This is a genomic window from Bradyrhizobium sp. 160 (assembly GCF_023073735.1).
Classification (GTDB): Bacteria; Pseudomonadota; Alphaproteobacteria; order Rhizobiales; family Xanthobacteraceae; genus Bradyrhizobium.
In genome coordinates, this window is the sequence record NZ_JADPKD010000067.1 from 533,999 (window position 1) to 550,676 (window position 16,678).

General features: G+C 63.0%; 15 protein-coding genes, 1 tRNA gene and 1 pseudogene. 10 read left to right on the plus strand and 7 right to left on the minus strand.

From position 1 onward, the window contains the following. Nucleotides 1-47: 47 nt before the first annotated feature. From trxB to IVA98_RS30065, 5 genes are all read left to right on the plus strand, one after another. Nucleotides 48-1,013 carry a thioredoxin-disulfide reductase gene (trxB, locus tag IVA98_RS30045; RefSeq protein ID WP_247307488.1) on the plus strand — a complete coding sequence of 322 codons (966 nt, stop codon included), beginning with the start codon at nucleotides 48-50 and terminating at the stop codon, nucleotides 1,011-1,013. 4 nt (nucleotides 1,014-1,017) lie between these two features. Then, nucleotides 1,018-1,941, plus strand: coding sequence for a LysR family transcriptional regulator (locus IVA98_RS30050; RefSeq protein WP_247277484.1), 924 nt, complete (start codon nucleotides 1,018-1,020; stop codon nucleotides 1,939-1,941). A 446-nt stretch (nucleotides 1,942-2,387) separates the two neighbouring features. Next, nucleotides 2,388-3,296 carry a 4-hydroxy-tetrahydrodipicolinate synthase family protein gene (locus IVA98_RS30055; RefSeq protein ID WP_247332835.1) on the plus strand — a complete coding sequence of 303 codons (909 nt, stop codon included), beginning with the start codon at nucleotides 2,388-2,390 and terminating at the stop codon, nucleotides 3,294-3,296. 151 nt (nucleotides 3,297-3,447) lie between these two features. After that, nucleotides 3,448-3,597, plus strand: coding sequence for a hypothetical protein (locus IVA98_RS30060; RefSeq protein WP_164934661.1), 150 nt, complete (start codon nucleotides 3,448-3,450; stop codon nucleotides 3,595-3,597). A 128-nt stretch (nucleotides 3,598-3,725) separates the two neighbouring features. Continuing rightward, complete coding sequence (locus tag IVA98_RS30065; RefSeq protein ID WP_247332833.1) at nucleotides 3,726-3,872, plus strand: hypothetical protein; 147 nt, start codon at nucleotides 3,726-3,728, stop codon at nucleotides 3,870-3,872. A 158-nt stretch (nucleotides 3,873-4,030) separates the two neighbouring features. Here IVA98_RS30065 and IVA98_RS30070 read toward each other — a convergent pair whose 3' ends face one another. Both IVA98_RS30070 and IVA98_RS30075 read right to left on the minus strand, forming a co-directional pair. Continuing rightward, nucleotides 4,031-4,708 (minus strand): AAA family ATPase, encoded by a 678-nt coding sequence (locus tag IVA98_RS30070; protein ID WP_247277487.1) that lies wholly within the window; start codon nucleotides 4,706-4,708, stop codon nucleotides 4,031-4,033. A gap of 371 nt (nucleotides 4,709-5,079) precedes the next feature. Beyond that, entirely contained in the window at nucleotides 5,080-5,442 is a 363-nt protein-coding gene (locus tag IVA98_RS30075) for a hypothetical protein (RefSeq protein ID WP_247307495.1), read from the minus strand. Nucleotides 5,443-5,810: 368 nt separating this feature from the next. Here IVA98_RS30075 and IVA98_RS30080 point away from each other — a divergent pair, with 368 nt between their 5' ends. From IVA98_RS30080 to IVA98_RS30090, 3 genes are all read left to right on the plus strand, one after another. Next, entirely contained in the window at nucleotides 5,811-6,977 is a 1,167-nt protein-coding gene (locus IVA98_RS30080) for a CaiB/BaiF CoA transferase family protein (protein WP_247307498.1), read from the plus strand. Between the two features lie 2 nt (nucleotides 6,978-6,979). Then, nucleotides 6,980-7,903, plus strand: a complete 924-nt coding sequence (locus tag IVA98_RS30085; RefSeq protein ID WP_247307501.1) for an HpcH/HpaI aldolase/citrate lyase family protein — start codon at nucleotides 6,980-6,982, stop codon at nucleotides 7,901-7,903. 257 nt (nucleotides 7,904-8,160) lie between these two features. After that, nucleotides 8,161-8,358 carry a hypothetical protein gene (locus IVA98_RS30090; RefSeq protein WP_247307504.1) on the plus strand — a complete coding sequence of 66 codons (198 nt, stop codon included), beginning with the start codon at nucleotides 8,161-8,163 and terminating at the stop codon, nucleotides 8,356-8,358. Nucleotides 8,359-8,566: 208 nt separating this feature from the next. Here the strand turns inward: IVA98_RS30090 and IVA98_RS30095 are convergent, their stop codons facing one another. After that, the gene (locus IVA98_RS30095; RefSeq protein ID WP_247356074.1) at nucleotides 8,567-9,811 is read right to left on the minus strand and encodes a pentapeptide repeat-containing protein; all 1,245 of its coding nucleotides are present in this window, start codon (nucleotides 9,809-9,811) and stop codon (nucleotides 8,567-8,569) included. Nucleotides 9,812-10,036: 225 nt separating this feature from the next. Continuing rightward, nucleotides 10,037-10,774: a hypothetical protein gene (locus IVA98_RS30100; protein WP_247356075.1), complete on the minus strand. Its 738-nt coding sequence runs from the start codon at nucleotides 10,772-10,774 to the stop codon at nucleotides 10,037-10,039. Between the two features lie 216 nt (nucleotides 10,775-10,990). Between IVA98_RS30100 and IVA98_RS30105 the strand changes: the two genes are divergently transcribed. Continuing rightward, nucleotides 10,991-11,140 carry a hypothetical protein gene (locus IVA98_RS30105; protein ID WP_247307510.1) on the plus strand — a complete coding sequence of 50 codons (150 nt, stop codon included), beginning with the start codon at nucleotides 10,991-10,993 and terminating at the stop codon, nucleotides 11,138-11,140. A gap of 410 nt (nucleotides 11,141-11,550) precedes the next feature. Here the strand turns inward: IVA98_RS30105 and IVA98_RS30110 are convergent. After that, nucleotides 11,551-11,627: transfer RNA gene (locus tag IVA98_RS30110), tRNA-His, on the minus strand. Nucleotides 11,628-11,931: 304 nt separating this feature from the next. Further along, entirely contained in the window at nucleotides 11,932-12,366 is a 435-nt protein-coding gene (locus IVA98_RS30115) for a phasin (protein WP_247307564.1), read from the minus strand. 686 nt (nucleotides 12,367-13,052) lie between these two features. Here IVA98_RS30115 and IVA98_RS30120 point away from each other — a divergent pair. Beyond that, nucleotides 13,053-16,418: a PAS domain-containing sensor histidine kinase gene (locus IVA98_RS30120; RefSeq protein WP_247356076.1), complete on the plus strand. Its 3,366-nt coding sequence runs from the start codon at nucleotides 13,053-13,055 to the stop codon at nucleotides 16,416-16,418. Nucleotides 16,419-16,473: 55 nt separating this feature from the next. On the opposite strand, the pseudogene IVA98_RS30125 reads toward IVA98_RS30120, so the two are convergent. Next, a pseudogene (locus IVA98_RS30125) lies at nucleotides 16,474-16,662 on the minus strand (hypothetical protein); the annotation flags it as partial. Nucleotides 16,663-16,678 lie beyond the last annotated feature (16 nt).

The following is a 16,678-nucleotide window of genomic DNA, read 5'->3' on the forward strand; positions in this document are numbered from 1 at the left end:
CGTTCCGCGCCCGCGCTGCAAATCCCCCGTGAAAGGCGTCCACCGAAATGTCCGCTCCTGTTCATGCCAAGGTCGTCATCATCGGCTCCGGCCCCGCCGGTTACACGGCGGCGATCTACGCCGCGCGTGCGATGCTCGAGCCGATCCTGATCCAGGGCATCCAGCCGGGCGGTCAGCTCACCATCACCACCGACGTCGAGAACTATCCAGGCTTCGCCGACGTGATCCAGGGCCCCTGGCTGATGGAGCAGATGGAGAAGCAGGCGGTCCATGTCGGCACCAAGATCGTCTCCGACCTAGTCACCAAGCTGGAAACTGCGCAGCGGCCGTTCCGCCTCACCTGTGACAGCGGTGACGTCTATCTTGCCGACACCGTCATCCTCGCCACAGGCGCGCAGGCGCGCTGGCTCGGGCTGCCGTCCGAAGCAAAATTCCAGGGCGGCGGCGTGTCGGCCTGTGCCACGTGCGATGGCTTCTTCTACCGCAACAAGGAGGTCGTGGTGGTCGGCGGCGGCAATACCGCGGTCGAGGAAGCCCTGTACCTCACCAACCATGCCTCCCAGGTCACCATCGTGCATCGTCGCGATCACTTCCGCGCCGAGCGCATCCTGCAGGAGCGTCTGTTCAAGCACCCCAAAATCAAGGTGATCTGGGACTCAGCCGTCGACGAGATCTGCGGCACCGAGAACCCGAACAAGGTCACCCATGTGCGCCTCAAGAACGTCAAGACCGGCGCGCTCACGAACGTGAAGACCGACGGCATCTTCATCGCCATCGGCCACGCCCCGGCGACCGAGCTCGTCAAGGGCCAGGTCAAGCTCAAGCCGTCGGGCTACGTCGAGGTTGCCCCGAACTCGACCGCGACCTCGGTGCCCGGCCTATTCGCCGCCGGCGATGTGGCCGACGAGACTTATCGCCAGGCCGTGACGGCCGCCGGCCTCGGCTGCATGGCCGCACTCGAAGCCGAACGTTTCTTGGCCCTTCGCGCCAGCGAGCGCGCGGCAGCGGAATAGAATCATGCCCCGAACACGCGACGGATTTACGGATATGGACTGGGACAAGCTGAAGGTGTTTCACGCGGCGGCGGAAGCGGGCAGCTTCACGCATGCGGGCGAGCAGCTCGGCCTGTCGCAATCGGCGGTATCGCGCCAGGTCTCGGCGCTGGAGCAGGAGCTCTCGGTCTCGCTGTTCCACCGCCACGCCCGCGGCCTGATCCTGACCGAGCAGGGCGACCTGCTGTTCCGCACCGCGCATGACGTGTTCATGCAGCTGCAGGCGGCGCGCGCCAAGCTGACCGACAGCCGCGAGCGGCCGAGCGGCGACCTCAAGATCACCACCACGCCTGGCGTCGGCATCAACTGGCTGATCCCGCGGCTCGGCGAGTTCACCGCGCTCTATCCGGAGATCCGGATCTCCTTGATCGTCACCGACGAGGAGCTCGACCTGTCGATGCGCGAGGCGGACGTCGCGATCCGCACCCGCAAGCCGACCCAGCCAGATCTGATCCAGCGCAAGCTGTTCGCGATGGGCTTCCACGCCTATTGCTCGCCGGAATACATCAAGCGCTTCGGCACGCCGCGCACGCTGGAGGAGCTCGACTCCCACCGCATCATCACGTTGTCGGACGGCAACTTCGCCCCGCATCTTCAGAACCGCAATTGGCTGATCGAAGCCGGTCGCAACGGCTCGGGTCCGCGCGAAGCCTACTTCAAGGTCAACAACATCCTCGGCCTCGTGCGCGCCTGTCAGCAGGGCCTCGGCATCGCCGCCCTGCCCGACTACCTCGTCGAGGAACAGAACAAACTGGTGCAGCTGTTCGGTGAATCGGATTCGATCCAGCTCGACACCTATTTCGTCTATCCCGAGGAGTTGAAGACGGTTGCACGCGTGCAAGTGTTCCGCGACTTCGTGGTCAGCAAGGCGCAGCGCTGGCCGTCCTGATTTCCGCATGACTGACATGCGGCCTCGGCTGTTGCTGGACGGCGCTCGTCAAGCCCATACTGTTTGCACGCTGAGCCTTCGCGTTGCGCATTTGTCCCCCTCCTCCAGTGGCGCGGGAGTTCAGTAATCCCTCTTGGAAGGTGATTGTGTCGGCCTCACGTGGCCAATACCTAAGCCGGGCCTTCGGGTCCGGCTTTTTTTCGTCAAAATTGCCTTTCGCCTTCCGCGTGTATTGACAGGCTTGGGCATACCCCGCATCATTTGCGGATGATCACGAAGTCGTGCGCAGTCATCTCGAAAAAAGGTCCCCATGCGGGGACCTCGGATTTTTGCGCGCGCTAATACCGGCTTCGTCATCGCAGCAAATCCCGAAACCCCGCCGCCTGGACGGGGTTTTTTCATGTGCCCTCCGTCTCAGGCCTTTTTCCCGAGAAGGAGATGGAAACATGACCGAACTACGAGACCAATTGCACGGGCTGTGGCTGCCGCTGGTGACGCCGTTTCGCGACGGCCGTCTCGACGAGACGTCACTGCGGCGGCTGACGCGGCACTACGGCGCACAGGCCATCGACGGCCTCATCCTGGGGGCGACTTCGGGTGAAGGCATGACGCTGCGCGACACTGAACTCGAGCGCCTCGTCGCCGTCGTCCGCGACGAGGTGGCGGCGGGCCGCCGCACCTTGCCGATCTGCCTCGGGCTGTCGGGCGCGGACACCTCGCGGCTGAAGGATCGCCTCGACGAGACCGCGGACTGGCCGATCGACGGTTATCTGATCGCGAGTCCATACTATGTGCGGCCGTCGCAGCGCGGGCTGCTGGCGCATTTCGAGTCGCTCGCCGATCACGCCGCCTGGCCGATTGCGCTCTACAACATTCCCTACCGCTGCGCGGTCAACGTCACCAACCAGACCATGCTGCGGCTTGCCGAACACAAGAACATCGTCGGCCTGAAGGATTGCGGCGCGAGCCGCGAACAATCGATCGCGCTGCTGCGCGACAGGCCGAAGGATTTTCGCGTGCTCACCGGCGAGGACGCAAATTATTTCGAGGCGCTCACCGACGGCGCCGACGGCGGCATCGTGCTGTCAGCCCATGTCGAGACCGCGACATTTGCGGCGGTGTATGCGGAACTCAAGCGCGGCAATCACGATGCCGCGATGGCGCGCTGGCAGGAGGTCGCCGAGCTCACACGGCTGCTGTTCGCCGAACCGAGCCCTGCGCCGGCGAAGTACTGGCTGTGGCGCAGCGGCCTCATCGACAGCCCCGAAGTGCGCCTGCCGATGGTGGAAGTGAGCAGCGAGCTCGCCGCCACGATCGATCGCGAGATCGAGCGACGGATGAAAGCCGCGGCCTAGCGCTTACCCTCCGCCTTCGGAGGAGGGTAAGAACGCCTGCATGGTTAACCGCGCGCCAACCGCCTTCGCGTCTGCCGCATGGTGCATCCACGCCTCGTTTACGCAATCGCGCCTATCGTTTCCGCCAAGACTTTCAAACGGGGGAATGACCATGGGACATCGCACCCGGCCGACGGCCGCGAGCCAATTCGCGCCGGCCGATCTCTTGCAGGGAATTCTGGTGGTGTCGTCGTTCGGGTTCTGGGCGGTGATGCTCGGCCTGATGCCGGTGCTGCTGTTTCGCGTTTGGCTGGCGGGCTGACAGCGCCACGCGGATGGTTAACCCGTGGTAGCACCTGTGTTCAAAATGCACGGCCAGCTGCGACCCGGAATTTTAAAACATCCCGCGTATCACTGGCGCCCATAAGCGAAGAAATCGCGGGGGCGTTTGTGAATAGTCAGAATGAAATGGCGTCGCATTACGACGCCGGACAGCAGAGCTTTACCACGGAGGACATTCTCTGGGCCGTCGGCATCTGGTCGGTGATCCTCACCCTGTCGCCGGTGATCGTGTTCTACATGCTGATGGTGGCGTAGCTCAGCTCGTCATTCCGGATCGACCGAAGGGCGAATCCGGACTCGCGAGATTCCGGGTCTGGCGCTTGCGCGCCATCGCGGAAAGACAGGTGACGGCAGAAACGCAAAACGCGCGGCTCGTCCGCGCGTTTTTTCGTCGGGGGAAATGAATAATGAAATTATGCCGCCTGCTTGTGCATTGCGCCGGAAGCCGACGCCGTGCCGCGAATAGCCTTCACTGAACGCTCGATCGCCGCCCACAGTCTTGCAATTTCCTGAGCCGCGCGGCTCTCGGCCTGATACTCGCGCGCGCCTTCGCCGTGGCTGAGCGCCATCAGGAGATCCGAACGGTTGGTGATCTGGCCGCCCCACACCGGGGCGCGGAATTTCGCCAGCGCCTCGCGGGCGATGGTGACGATCGGGCTTTCGGTCTCGTCGCGGCGCGCCGGCGCACCGTTGAGCACGACCGCATAGGGCTTGCGCGCGGCGCGGCACATCTGGATGGTTTCCTGCACCGCGTTGACGTCGAACACGCCGGGACGCGCCGGAATGATCACCATCGTCGCGTTCCTGATCGCGTCGTCGACGACGGCCGACAGGTTCGGCGGCGTGTCGATCAACACCCATTCATAACCGTCGCGCCTGGCCGCGGAGACGATGCCGCTGACGGAGTTCACGGCCGCCTTGATCGACGGCTCGTTGGTGCCGCGCAGCTTGTGCCAGAGCGTGAGCGAGCCTTGCGGATCGGCGTCCACCAGCATGACCTGCTTGCTCGCCTTGATCTGCGCGGCGAGATGGGCAGCGAGGGTACTCTTGCCCGAACCGCCTTTACGTGATGCAAAAACAATAACGTTCATACCTTCGGCCTCCAGATTGACCCCGTGGCTCGAAAATGAATCAGCGCGCTGATTCGTGAAAGAAAAATTTATCGGGAGTTGCGTTGCCGCCACGAAATAACAAGGCGTGTTGGCTTTTGAGTCACACTGCCTGGTGCGACGCCCGATACAATCGCAATGAAATGCGGCCTGCGCGAGCGATCATGCGCTTTTTGAGCAGCGAAGCGGGACAAAGCGGAACGCAACCTTGCCGCGCAAACTGATTCGCGACTCTTCTTTTGTCGTGTGCGCTTGGAATTGCCGCAAGCCGGCGCGCCGGTCGCGCGAACAAAACGAGTCCAGGGGAGGAAACGCGGCTGCCGAACTTCAGGGAAGAAAGCGCGCTGTCGCGCTCAGCCCTGCTCGGATTTCTTCTTCTTGGCTTTCGGCGCCGGCTTGGTGCTCTTCCTCGCGGCCTTGGGCGCGATGTTGGTCGGCTTGCCGGCACGGACCTCGCCCGGCTCGGGTCCTGGCCGGAAGAACACCCGGCATTGCGGCGAGAGCTGCGACTTCTTCGCGATCATGCAGGCGGTGATGGCATCGACGTTCGGCACGAACTCGCCGCACAGCCGCATCGCGTCGGGCGAGCAGGCCTGCTGCTCTTCCTGGGTGTAGGCGAAGCCGGCGCGCGGCAGGGCCAGGACGGCCAGGGCAATGCCGAGGCTGGCAACGGCCAAGGGTTTTGCAAAGGACTTCTTCGAGCGAAACGCCGGCATCGATCCCCCCACATGTCGAACAGGTGAGATAGTGGGTGAACGGCGGTTGATTGGCAACCGGAGGGGGATGCGAAAGGCGCAACGTGTGCGGTCTCGGCAACAGGCGGTGAGGGCCTGCAGTTCCCACGGGCGAAAGCGGCCTACAGCGTGCTGGTTCAGCAGGCCCCAAACAAAAACCGCGAAAACAACCCCATGCACAGTAGGCAAGTCACGGCAATCCCTCAGCATTTCCAGTATTAGGATTTCACGAATTCGAATTTGACTCGTCGGGCAAAACAGGGGCATCATGTCATCATCAAAGAATGCGCGTGGGATGGATCGGCTTGTCTCCTGCGCTGATCAAGAGCGCACGGGAGTGGAGCGATCGCATGGATGGGAATGAGACGGAGCTGCCGCTGTCGGGCGTGACGGTGGTCTCGCTCGAGCAGGCGATTGCGGCGCCGCTTGCCAGCCGGCATCTGGCGGATTGGGGTGCGCGGGTCATCAAGATCGAGCGGCCGGGCGACGGCGATTTCTGCCGGGACTACGATCATGTGATGAACGGCATGTCGAGCCAGTTCGTCTGGACCAATCGTTCGAAGGAAAGCCTCGCGATCGACATCAAGAGTCCCGATGGCCGCAAGGTGCTCGACGCCCTGCTGCCGCGGGCCGACGTCTTCATCCAAAACCTCGCGCCCGGCGCGGCGGAGCGGCTGGGCCTCGACGCCGCATCTCTCTTGCGCAAATTCCCGCGGATCATCGCCTGCGACGTTTCAGGCTATGGGACCGGAGGCCCCTACAGCAACAAGAAGGCCTACGATCTGCTGGTCCAGTGCGAGGCCGGCGTGCTCGCCGTCAACGGCACCGAGGCGGAGCCGGCAAAGGTCGGGCTTTCCGTGGTCGATATCGCCACCGGCATGCACATCCTCAATGGCGTGCTGATGGCGCTGTATCGCCGTGAGCGGACCGGCAAGGGCACCGCCTTCCAGGCTTCGTTGTTCGATTCCATCACGGACTGGATGAGCTATCCCGCCTTCTACACGCACAGTACGGGCCGGCCGCTGCCGCGAACCGGCGCGCGGCACGCGACGATCGCGCCGTACGGCCCGTTCCGGGTGGGAGACGGCAACACCATCTTCTTCGGCATCCAGAACGATCGCGAATGGCGGTCGCTGTGCCGCATCGTCCTCGGCGATGCCGGCTTCGCCGACGACCTGCGCTTCCGCACCAATCCGCTGCGCATGCAGAACCGAGACGATCTGCAGGCGCATATCGAGCAGCGCTTTGCATCGATGACCAGCGAAGAGGTGCTGCGGCTGCTCGACGAAGCCTCGATCGCCAACGCCCATCTGAACTCGGTCGATGCCTTCCTGCAGCATGAGCAACTCCACGCGCGCTCGCGGGTGCAGACGGTCGGCTCGCCCAGCGGACCGGTGATGAGCTTCCTGCCGGCGCTCACCATTGCCGGCCTGTCGCCGCGGATGGATCCGGTGCCTGATGTCGGCGAGCACAACGATTCCATCCTCGGTGAACTCGGCCTCGCCAGGGAGACGTGACGATGGTCTCACTGCGGCCGACGCGGGCCTATCTGGCCGTTCCCGCGCATCGCTCCCGCCTTGTCGCCAAAGCCGCCGCCTCGGCTGCCGATGCGGTGTTCATGGACCTCGAGGACGCGGTGCCGCCATCCGAGAAGGATGTTGCGCTGGAGGAAGCTGTCCGGTCGCTGTCATCGCTCGACTGGGGCAACAAACGCATCGCGATCAGGCTCAACGCCGTCGACAGCTCGTTCATCGGAGAGGAGATCCGCGCGCTGGCGGCGCATCCGCGGCTGGATGCGGTGATCGTGCCGAAGGCGGAGCGCGCCAGCGACATCGTTGCCATTGCCGACCAGCTGCGCGGGGCTGCGCCGGATCGCCCCGCGCCGGTGGCGCTCGAATTGCTGATCGAGACGGCGCTGGGTCTCGTCAATGTCGACGCGCTCGCCGCCTGCCACGACAGCATCGCCGCGCTTCATCTCGGTGTCGGCGACTTCGCGGCCTCGCTCGGGGCCCGCACCTCCGACATCGGAATTTCGCCAGACGGCTACCGCCACGTCGGCTCGGCGCAAAGCGGCTACGCGTCCGCGCCGCTCGATCTGTTCGCCTATCCCATGATGCGCCTCTTGGTGGCGGCACGTGCCTTCGGCCTGCGCGCCATCGACGGCCCGTGCGGCGCCTTTCGCGATGCCAGGCTCACCGAAAGCAGCGCGCAGAAGGCCGCCGCCATGGGCTTTGACGGCAAACAAATCATCCATCCCGACCAGATCGAACCGACGTTGCGTGCGTTCATGCCATCGGACGAGGAACTGACGCAGGCACGGCGGATCGTCGAGGCCATGGAGAGCGCCGAGGCGCAAGGCCAGGGCGCGGTGACGCTCGACGGCAAGATGATCGACTATGCCAATGTGCGCATGGCGCGGAGGATCATCGGGCTGGGGTCATAGGGGCGCATGGCCACCGCATTGATCGTCGTCGATCTCAAGAAGCAGGCATCAGCTTATGTTGCGGCTCAGCGCGAGCGGCGCCGGCCGAAGCGCACCTTTGATCATGGGCGGCCCTTCCAAGCCCAGTTCGACACGTCGGTGGAGGGGCTTGGACTGCAAAGCTCGATTTTGGCGCTGCGCTCGCTTGGCTCGACCCTATCGCTTTCGAGAAGCGGCTGCACGAAGAGATCGGCAGAATACCGCACCCAGCGCTCACGATGTCATCAGATGAACGCGCGGCCAAGCTGCTGGAGCTGGAAGCGGAGCTACTGGCTCGCGAGCGCGACGAGGAAGCGCTGATCGAAATCAGCGAAGAGCAAGGCGCAGCCTTTCGCAGGCTGGACGCGGACCGGCGCGCCGTACTCGGCATCGTCGTAGCGGGTGCCAAGAAGCCGGAGCGGATCAGTGCGGCTTAGCGAATACCCTCGATCTGGGGCGGACAAGTCGGTGAGTGTCCGATCTTCATGAAAAACCCCGACAGCCTGCGGCCCTTCTCATTTCCGGGCGCGGTAGGCATTGCGAGCCGCCGCTCCTTTGTCTCGCGTCCGGCGGCGGCCGCAATTAACGCTGAGAATGGGCGACAACTCTGATGCAACAGCATTCGGGCACCATCTACCCATCTACCTAGAGAATCTTCCAGCTTTCGTCAGGAGTAACAAAAGCGAAGATGTTGCCGGACACTCTTCGCTTTTCCCGTGCTCGAGCAAACTCATTGCGATACTTGTTACCAGGGCCAGGGTCATAGACGGCCCCTGCAAATTTCCCACTTAGTCGAGGCAGATTGTTTTGCCACGCCCACGAGTCCTTGAGCGCGTCAACATCAAAAGGCATAGCCAAATCGCCCAAGTCATCAACAAACGCAGCTCCGCTCATATCGCAATCTTTGAACGTGCAGTTGTTAAAGCTGCAATTCCAAAATCGCGTATCCCTGAAGCGAACGTCCTCAAAGTCCATGTTATGGAAATTGGTCTCGTAAAGATCGTTCCCCTCAAAGTTAACCTGATGAAACGTGCCGAACCGAAATGTAGCTCTGGCTAGCTCGCAAGAGCGTACCTCCAACCCATAAATTTGAGGCTGATTTAAATAGGAATGATTTAGGTTCAAGTTGACGAGCTGATCGCGGTGATCTAGCCGGAATTGGGAGAGCACAATACCTTGGAGATTGACTGTATCTATTCCACCTGGCCGGGTCCTGCAGATGCTCTTAAAGGCATCAACAATTTCTGCTGGCGTAGCCTTGTCGGCAAGTTTCTGCATCGCCTCAATGTCCTTAAGTGGAACAAGTGCATCAAGCGCATCTGTATTGTGAGATCGGATGAAACTAGCCAACAGCTCTGCGCAGAGAGACCGGTACTTTTCGTCACCTATAGCAAGCTCGCGAAGGAGGTATATGCCGGCTTGGCGGACGGCTGATTTTTCGTTGTCTAGCAGCTGTGCAGCGCGCGCGTACCTATCGAACCTCTGATTGTTCTCCGCGATCTCGGCTTGCTTGCTGGCAGTCTCAGCCTGCTTGCTTGCAATCTCGGCCTGTTTAATCGCGGTCTTTGCTTGCTCAAGAGATGCCGTCGCTTGACGATGTGACGTTATCGATCTCCAGATCGCAAGGGCCAGTCCGATGAGGGCAAGCAAGAAGAGCGCGACTTGTTGCGCGATCTTCATGCCGTCGAACTTGACCTCTTTGATCGACCCATGGGAGTCAAAGGTACGCTCGGCCCAGAAGTTTGGGTCCGTGGCAGTGCTGACAAAGAAGAAAAGCACCACCAGTGCGAAAAAGGTGAGGACGATCCACGAGCGTTGCAAAAAGGAGCTGAGTTCATGTCCTCGACGGCGCAAACATCCGAGATAGAGCGCAGCACTCTTTTCGATCATTTTTCTGCCGTGATTGTTACAGGCATCGTCGTAATCAAACCGAGCACCAGCCTGATCAGCTAGCCGACCTTATGAAGGTTGCACTTCTCGACCTCTTGGCGGCCGAGCTTCGTCAGGAAAAATTCGCCTGCCTCGTTCTCGTGAAGCAGCCAGTTACAGTGACACTCAATCGATGAACATTGCTTTTTTTCTTTTGTCGCATGACGGACGGATCGACGCCACAACTCACTTATAGATCGGAGTACCGGCGCGCCTGATTTTAGTGAGCCGCTCCCAATTGCCTTTGCCGCGTTCGATTTTCCAGAACCACCAGCCGTTAATGGCTCGCCGTACGACGGCTCTGCCGGCTAAGCTCAGAGAGCTGTAGGTTTTGCCTCTGTAGCGGACGGTGCCATCTCGGCGTGCGCGGGCCTTGAATATCTTCCCCTTGTAGTCCGCGCGTAGTGTGGCTCCCGTTGGAAGGAGCCGTACTAACTCAGTCTCTCCGCGTACTTTCGCGGGTATCTCATCGTCATCTCGGATAGGCCCCCAATCAAAGAGCGACGACATTTGCTTAGCTTGTTTCGAACGTATCGATCGCTTTATCTGGCGCTTTAGATCGCGTGATTGCGCTAGCTTGCCTGATTGTTTTGCGCCGGGAGGGCGCGTAATTCGCAGCAACAGCGCTTCAATCTCTCTGAGGTGCTGATCGCGAATTGTCAGGTAAACCGAGAAGTGGTCCCAGGAATTTCCGTGTCGGTTCTTTCCGTGTGCGGTCAGTCGGTTGCGCAGGGCGCTGGCGAGACCGACGTAATAGAGCTTGTTTTTGCGATAGAGGGCGTAAACCCCTGCGTTCCGGCCGATCAGTTCCCGCACAATGTCGGGGTGATCGATTAAGAGGTTCTTTGAAACCCGCTCAAGGTGCGCAAAAACAAGTGCCTCGCGCTTGAGGCGACGCGGCCTTTTGGCTTTCGTCTGCACCATACTGCCCCGAATCAGTTTTCCCCGGCACATTGTAATCGTAGGTGGCTTTCGGCCGGAATCGTGAACGACGCGAGCGGGGCCTAGCGCCGGCACGACGTAGAAAATTCCCGAATTTGGGCACCCCGAATCTGGGGATCATCTCAGCAAGCTTGCGTTGCTCGCACAATTCGGAGGCTAGTATCCCCATCATCGCGACTTGAGAGTGGGGAAGCGCACATGGAAGCGAAAGACATTTGGCTCTTAGTTGCTGGGACGATTTTAGGGTTCGTCACAAACATACTTTCTACATTCGCGATGCCAACGATCGGCACCGCTTTTGGCAAACTTAAGTCAGGCTTCATTGAGCGCAACAAGGCAAGGCACTAGCTAGTTACGCGCTCGTGAGGGACTTTAAATCGGGCAAGCGAGATAAATACATTTATGCAATCAACCACTGGGGCTTCATTAGCCTCTACACTTTCATAGGCCTCATGGCGGGTTTCTTAGGATTTGCCACTGGAAGAGCGGTTGGCCCGCTAGGCTCACCGGGACAGGAAAAGCCCGCAGCAATCTGGCTCTTGGTGTCAGGCCTTTTCCTGCTCGTTCTCGTTCTCAGACGCATGCTGCGCATGTTCCTCACTCTCGGCAGAATTGACAATTTCCAGCGGTACCGTTCGAATCTCATGCAGCGCTGGCCGGATATCGAACTACCCGAGTAAGCGCTCATTACGTTAGCTAGGTGGTAGCTACAGATATGGGAAGAAAAGACCAAAAGCAGTGTAAGATCTTATTTTGCTTGGTACAGTTGGGTGGGCTCGAACCACCGACCTCCTGTTCCACAGACAGGCGCTCTAACCAACTGAGCTACAACTGCATCCTGGCGAGCCGCGCCTTGGGACGCCCTCAGGTAAGGGCCGGTGCCGAGGGGGCTGGACGGGGCGGAAACTAGGTGCAACCGGCGTTTTTGGCAAGGCCGCAAAACCCGATATTTGCCCCTCTCCAGGGCGAGAAAATGAGATCGATCGGCTGGGCCTTGTTCACCTCTCCCCAGCGGGGAGAGGTCGTCCGAATTCTTGGCGCAGGTCGATTAACCCAAGCCGCATCGCCCGCAGCGTCGTTCCAAAGAAAACCCGGGACTTTCGGCCCGGGTTTCTCAATCACTTCAAGTCTGGTCCGCTTCAGGCGGCGGGCTTGTAGAACTTCTCGGCGCTGGCCTTGATCGGCTCGGCGGTCTCGGCGGCGACGCGCTGGCTGAGCTCGACCAGCTCCTTGGCCTGGGATTGCAAGGTCTCGAACTGCTTGCGGGTATGGCCGGTCCACAGCTCCAGCACTTCGGCCGGCGACTTGAGGCCGAACAGCTGCTGGGCAAAGTCCAGCTGGGCGCTGGTATTGGCCTTCATGAACTCGACCAGCTTGGCGGTGTACTCGCTCGCGCCCTTGCTGGCGGAGGTGAACACGGCTTCCACGGTGCCGTTGTGGGTTTCGGCGGCGTCCTTGAACTTGGCGTAGTTCTCGCGGGCCTGCGACACGCCCTTTTCGGCGAACGCACGCATCTGCTCGGGAACCTCGAACGGAATGATCGAGGCAGAAAACGGATCAGTCGCACCTGTCATGTTGTCCCTCACGCTAAATGAAAAAATGGAGTGAGCCTTCTGGCGCGCCCGCCGGCCCCAATTTGGGCCCTCGCATTCAGCGGGTACGAAGACTGGAAACGCGAAACAAATGAGATGGCTCGCCCAGCGCCCAAGACTATGGCAGCGCATCGTGTCAACATTGTGCATCGCAATGTGCCAGGAGGGTGCGTTGCGATAATTTAATCCCGCTGCGGGTGAGGTTCCCGATTGGGAAGCCGGTGGTTGAGGTAGCCGGGTGCGTTGTTGGCTAGCCAGAGAGATCCACTCTATCGTTCCCTCCCTTGGGCAGGGGCAGGGGAGTCCCACTCGGGGGCTTTCCGGAGGGCATCGGCTTGGGTGCAGCATCAACAGGTGGCACCTTTTCCTGGGCTCCCCCCTCTCTAGCCCTCCCCCACAAGGGGGGAGGGAACGGACCTTCGTCGTGGCAACGAGCGAGTCTCTTCCGTCAACCGGGATGATGAGGGTCGTCCCGCGAATCCCTTGGATGCCACGGCGCTGCGGCTTGCGGGGTCGGCTGGATTAAGGTTATCGCGGCTTTGGGCCGTGCGCGAAGGGCCGGAGCCGTGGACCTGCGCGCGGGCGCGGGCGATACTAACCCTTTCTTAAGGCTGTCATTCGCGGCAGCCTTAACGCGATGCTGACAAGCGGGACTTAAAGCCGGTCGGATGAAGAGTTCGGATTTCCAGTTGCGAGGCGTGGGCGATCCCCGGCTGGCCGTGCACGCGACCTCTCCGCTGCCCGCCTGGCTCTGGTCGATCGACGGCACGCGCGTGCTCTGGGCCAATCCGGTCGGCGCAAAACTGTTCGGCGCGGCCCATGCCACAGCCCTCGCGGAGCGGACGTTCGGCCCGGCGGACAGCCACCGCCGCCAGGTTGCCCGGCTCGCCCGCAGCCTGCCGCCGACCGGCACTGTGCGGCTCGAACGGCTGCGCGGCTTCGGCGCCCGGCTCGGCATGCTGATGACCTGCGCCTGCGCCCGCCTCGACTTCGCCGATGGCAGCCATGGCGTGCTCGTCGCCGCGATGGACCCGTCGCTGCGCAGCATGCCGCTGCTCGAGCGGCTGCTTCGTCTCGTCGACGGCGCCAAGGTGCCGATGGCCGCGTTCGCGCCTGACGGCCTGTTCGTCGGCGCCAGCGAGGCCGCCCGTTCTCTCCTCGGCTTTCGCGATCTCGGCGAAGCGGGCCTCGACCGGGCCCGCAGCGAAGCGCTGACCTGCGGCCGCGCCGCGACGCCGATCGGCATCGGCCAGATGGTGCTGCAACGGGTCGGCACGGGCGCCGATGTCGGCCTTGTCGCGCTGATCGAGCCCAGCGCCGCGCAACAGGCGTCCGCAGCGTCTGCGCCCGAAAGCGTATTGGACGCTGCTGCCGAAACCCCGGTCGAAGCGGCGCAGGACGCCGCAATGACGAACGAGCCGTCATCGCTGGATGCGGAGGCCGGGATCGCATTGTTCGACGCCTTCGCTGAGCCGATCGAAACATCCGACATAGCCGCGACGACGACGCCCGCGCCCGAACCGGCCGTGAGCGAAGCGGCCGTGGAGGCCGTGCAAGAACCGGCGCCCGAGCAGACCGCGGAGGCCGCGGCCAAAACTCCGGTTGAAAACTGCGCCCAGGCCATTGTGTCGCCGCGGCCGGCGCCGATCACTATCGGCATGGTCGAGCCGCCGCCGGGCCACGAGAAGACGCCCGCACCGCGTCAGCATCCGCTGCGCTTCCTCTGGCAGATGGATGCCGAGGGACGCTTTGTGCTTCGCTCCGACGAATTCATCCGTCTCATCGGTCCGCACACCGCCGCCGGCTTCGGCCGCCCCTGGCGCGAGATCGCCGCGGAATTTGCGCTCGATCCCGACGGGCGCATCGCAGAGGCGCTCGAGAGCCACGACACCTGGGCCGGCATCACCGTGAACTGGCCCGCCGATGGCGGCGAGCATCTGCCGGTCGAGCTCGCGGGCCTGCCGATCTACGATCGGGAGCGGAATTTCGCCGGCTTCAAAGGCTTTGGCGTCTGCCGCGATCTTGACGGCCTCAACCGGCTCGAGGCGCTCCGCCGCTTCGAGCGGCTGGCCGAAGCGCCGGCGCAGCACGGCCTGTCCGCCGAAAGCGTCGAGCCGGAGCCGGAGGCCGAGGCAGCGACGCCGCCTCCGCCGATCGCGCCGCCTGCGCCCGAGGCTGAAGCCGAACTGCCCGACCCCACACCCGACGCGAATTCACATCCAACCGATCCGGAAACGCCAGTGGAAACGCCGCCTCCGAATGTCGTGCCGTTCCGCCCGCATGGCGATGCACGCTCGCCGACGCTGACGCCGGTCGAGAACAGCGCGTTCAACGAGCTCGCCCGGCAATTATCCGAGCGGCTCGAGCGCGACCGCGAGACGATCGCCGCCGACACGTCCGAGCCGCCGGCCGCCGAGATCGCGCCCGAACCACCCGCGCCTGGGCCCGAGGCGCCGCAGGCTGCGGCCGAATGGCTGACCGAGCCGGCGCCGCCGGCACGCGGCGAGCCCGCGCGCGACCGCGCGCTGCTCGACCTGTTGCCGACCGGCATCCTGATCTATCGCCTCGACCGCCTGCTCTACGCCAACCCTGCCTTCCTCGCGCGCATGGGCTATCAAGACCTGAGCGCGCTGGAGGATGCCGGCGGGCTGGACGCGCTCTATGTCGAGCCGGGCGTGTCTGCGGCCAGCAGCACGTCGCAAGCAGGCACGCCGGTGACGATCAGCGCGGCCATCGCGAACGGCCAAGCGCCGCTTGCGACCACGGAAGCGCATCTGCACACGATCGACTGGGACGGCGAGAGCGCGCATGCGCTGATCTGCGCGCTGCCGCAGGCTGCGCCAATGGTCGCCGCGCCCGATATCGCCGAGACGATTGTCTCCGAATCCTTGCCCTTTGCGCCCGAGCTCGAGCCCGCGGCCGGCGATGCCGACGCCGAGGATCTCGCCGCGATCCTGGACACCACGGCCGAGGGCATCGTGATGTTCGATGCGGAAGGCAACATCCACGCCTGCAACCGCAGCGCCGAGGCGCTGTTCGGCTATGACGGTGAAGCCCTGCTCGAGCAGAATCTGGCGACGCTGTTCGCCCCTGAGAGCCAGCAGATCGTCGCCGACTATCTCGAAAGCCTGAAGAGCCAGGACATTGCGAGCCTGCTCGACCACGGCCGCGAGGTGCTGGGCCGCGAGAAGAAGGGCGGCGTCATTCCGCTCGCGATGATCATGGGCCGCACACGGCCGGACGGCCCGAACTTCTTCGCCGTGTTCCGCGATCTCTCGCAGAGCAAGAAGGGCGAGAGCGAGCTGACGCGGGCCCGCCGTCTCGCCGACGGCGCAGCGACGGCCAAGGCCGACATGCTGGCGCGGATCAGCCACGAGATCCGCACCCCGCTCAACGCCATCATCGGCTTCGCCGAGGTGATGATCTCCGAGCGTTTCGGCGCGCTCGGCAACGAGCGCTACGGCGAATACATGAAGGACATCCGCGCCTCCGGCGAGCGCGTCATCGCGATCATCGACGATCTCTTGGAGCTGTCGCGGATCGAGACCGGCAAGCTCGACCTCAATTTCGCCAACCTCAATCTCAACGACCTCGTCGAGGCCTGCGTCGTGGTGATGCAGCCGCAGGCTAATCGCGAGCGCATCATCATCCGCACCTCGCTGGCGCATGCGCTGCCGCAGGTCACGGTGGATGCGCGCGCAATGCGGCAGATCACCGTGAACCTGATCTCGAACTCGATCCGGCTTGCGAGCGCCGGCGGCCAGGTCATCGTCTCGACCGCGCTGACCGATCGCGGCGAGATCGCGCTGCGCATCCGCGACACCGGCCATGGCCTCAGCGAACGCGAAGTCGCCGCCGCGATGGAGCCGTTCCGCACTCCGCCGCCTGGCGATGCCGCGGACAGCTCCGCGCTCAGCCTATCGCTGACCAAGGCGCTGGTCGAAGCCAACCGCGCCCAGTTCAACATCAAGAGCGCGGGCAATTCCGGCACGCTGATCGAAGTGGTGTTCGCGCCGGCGCTGGCGAAGGCGTGAGTGGGCATTCTGCGGAGGGTCGGTTCCAACGGACCGGCCCTCCTTCACGCCGCTCTCAGCGCTTGGCCGGCGGGCCGCTCTTGTTGCCCGGCAAGCCCTTGATGTTCGAGGTATCCTGCTGCTGGACGGTCGGGTTTTGCGAATTTGAGCCAACCGTTCCGGTGCGAGCGGGAGGACCGTTCTTGTTGCCGGGAGCCCCAGCGATACCCGTCCCCGAGTTCTGCGCGCTGGGCGCGGTAGCGACACCGCTGCTGCTGTCC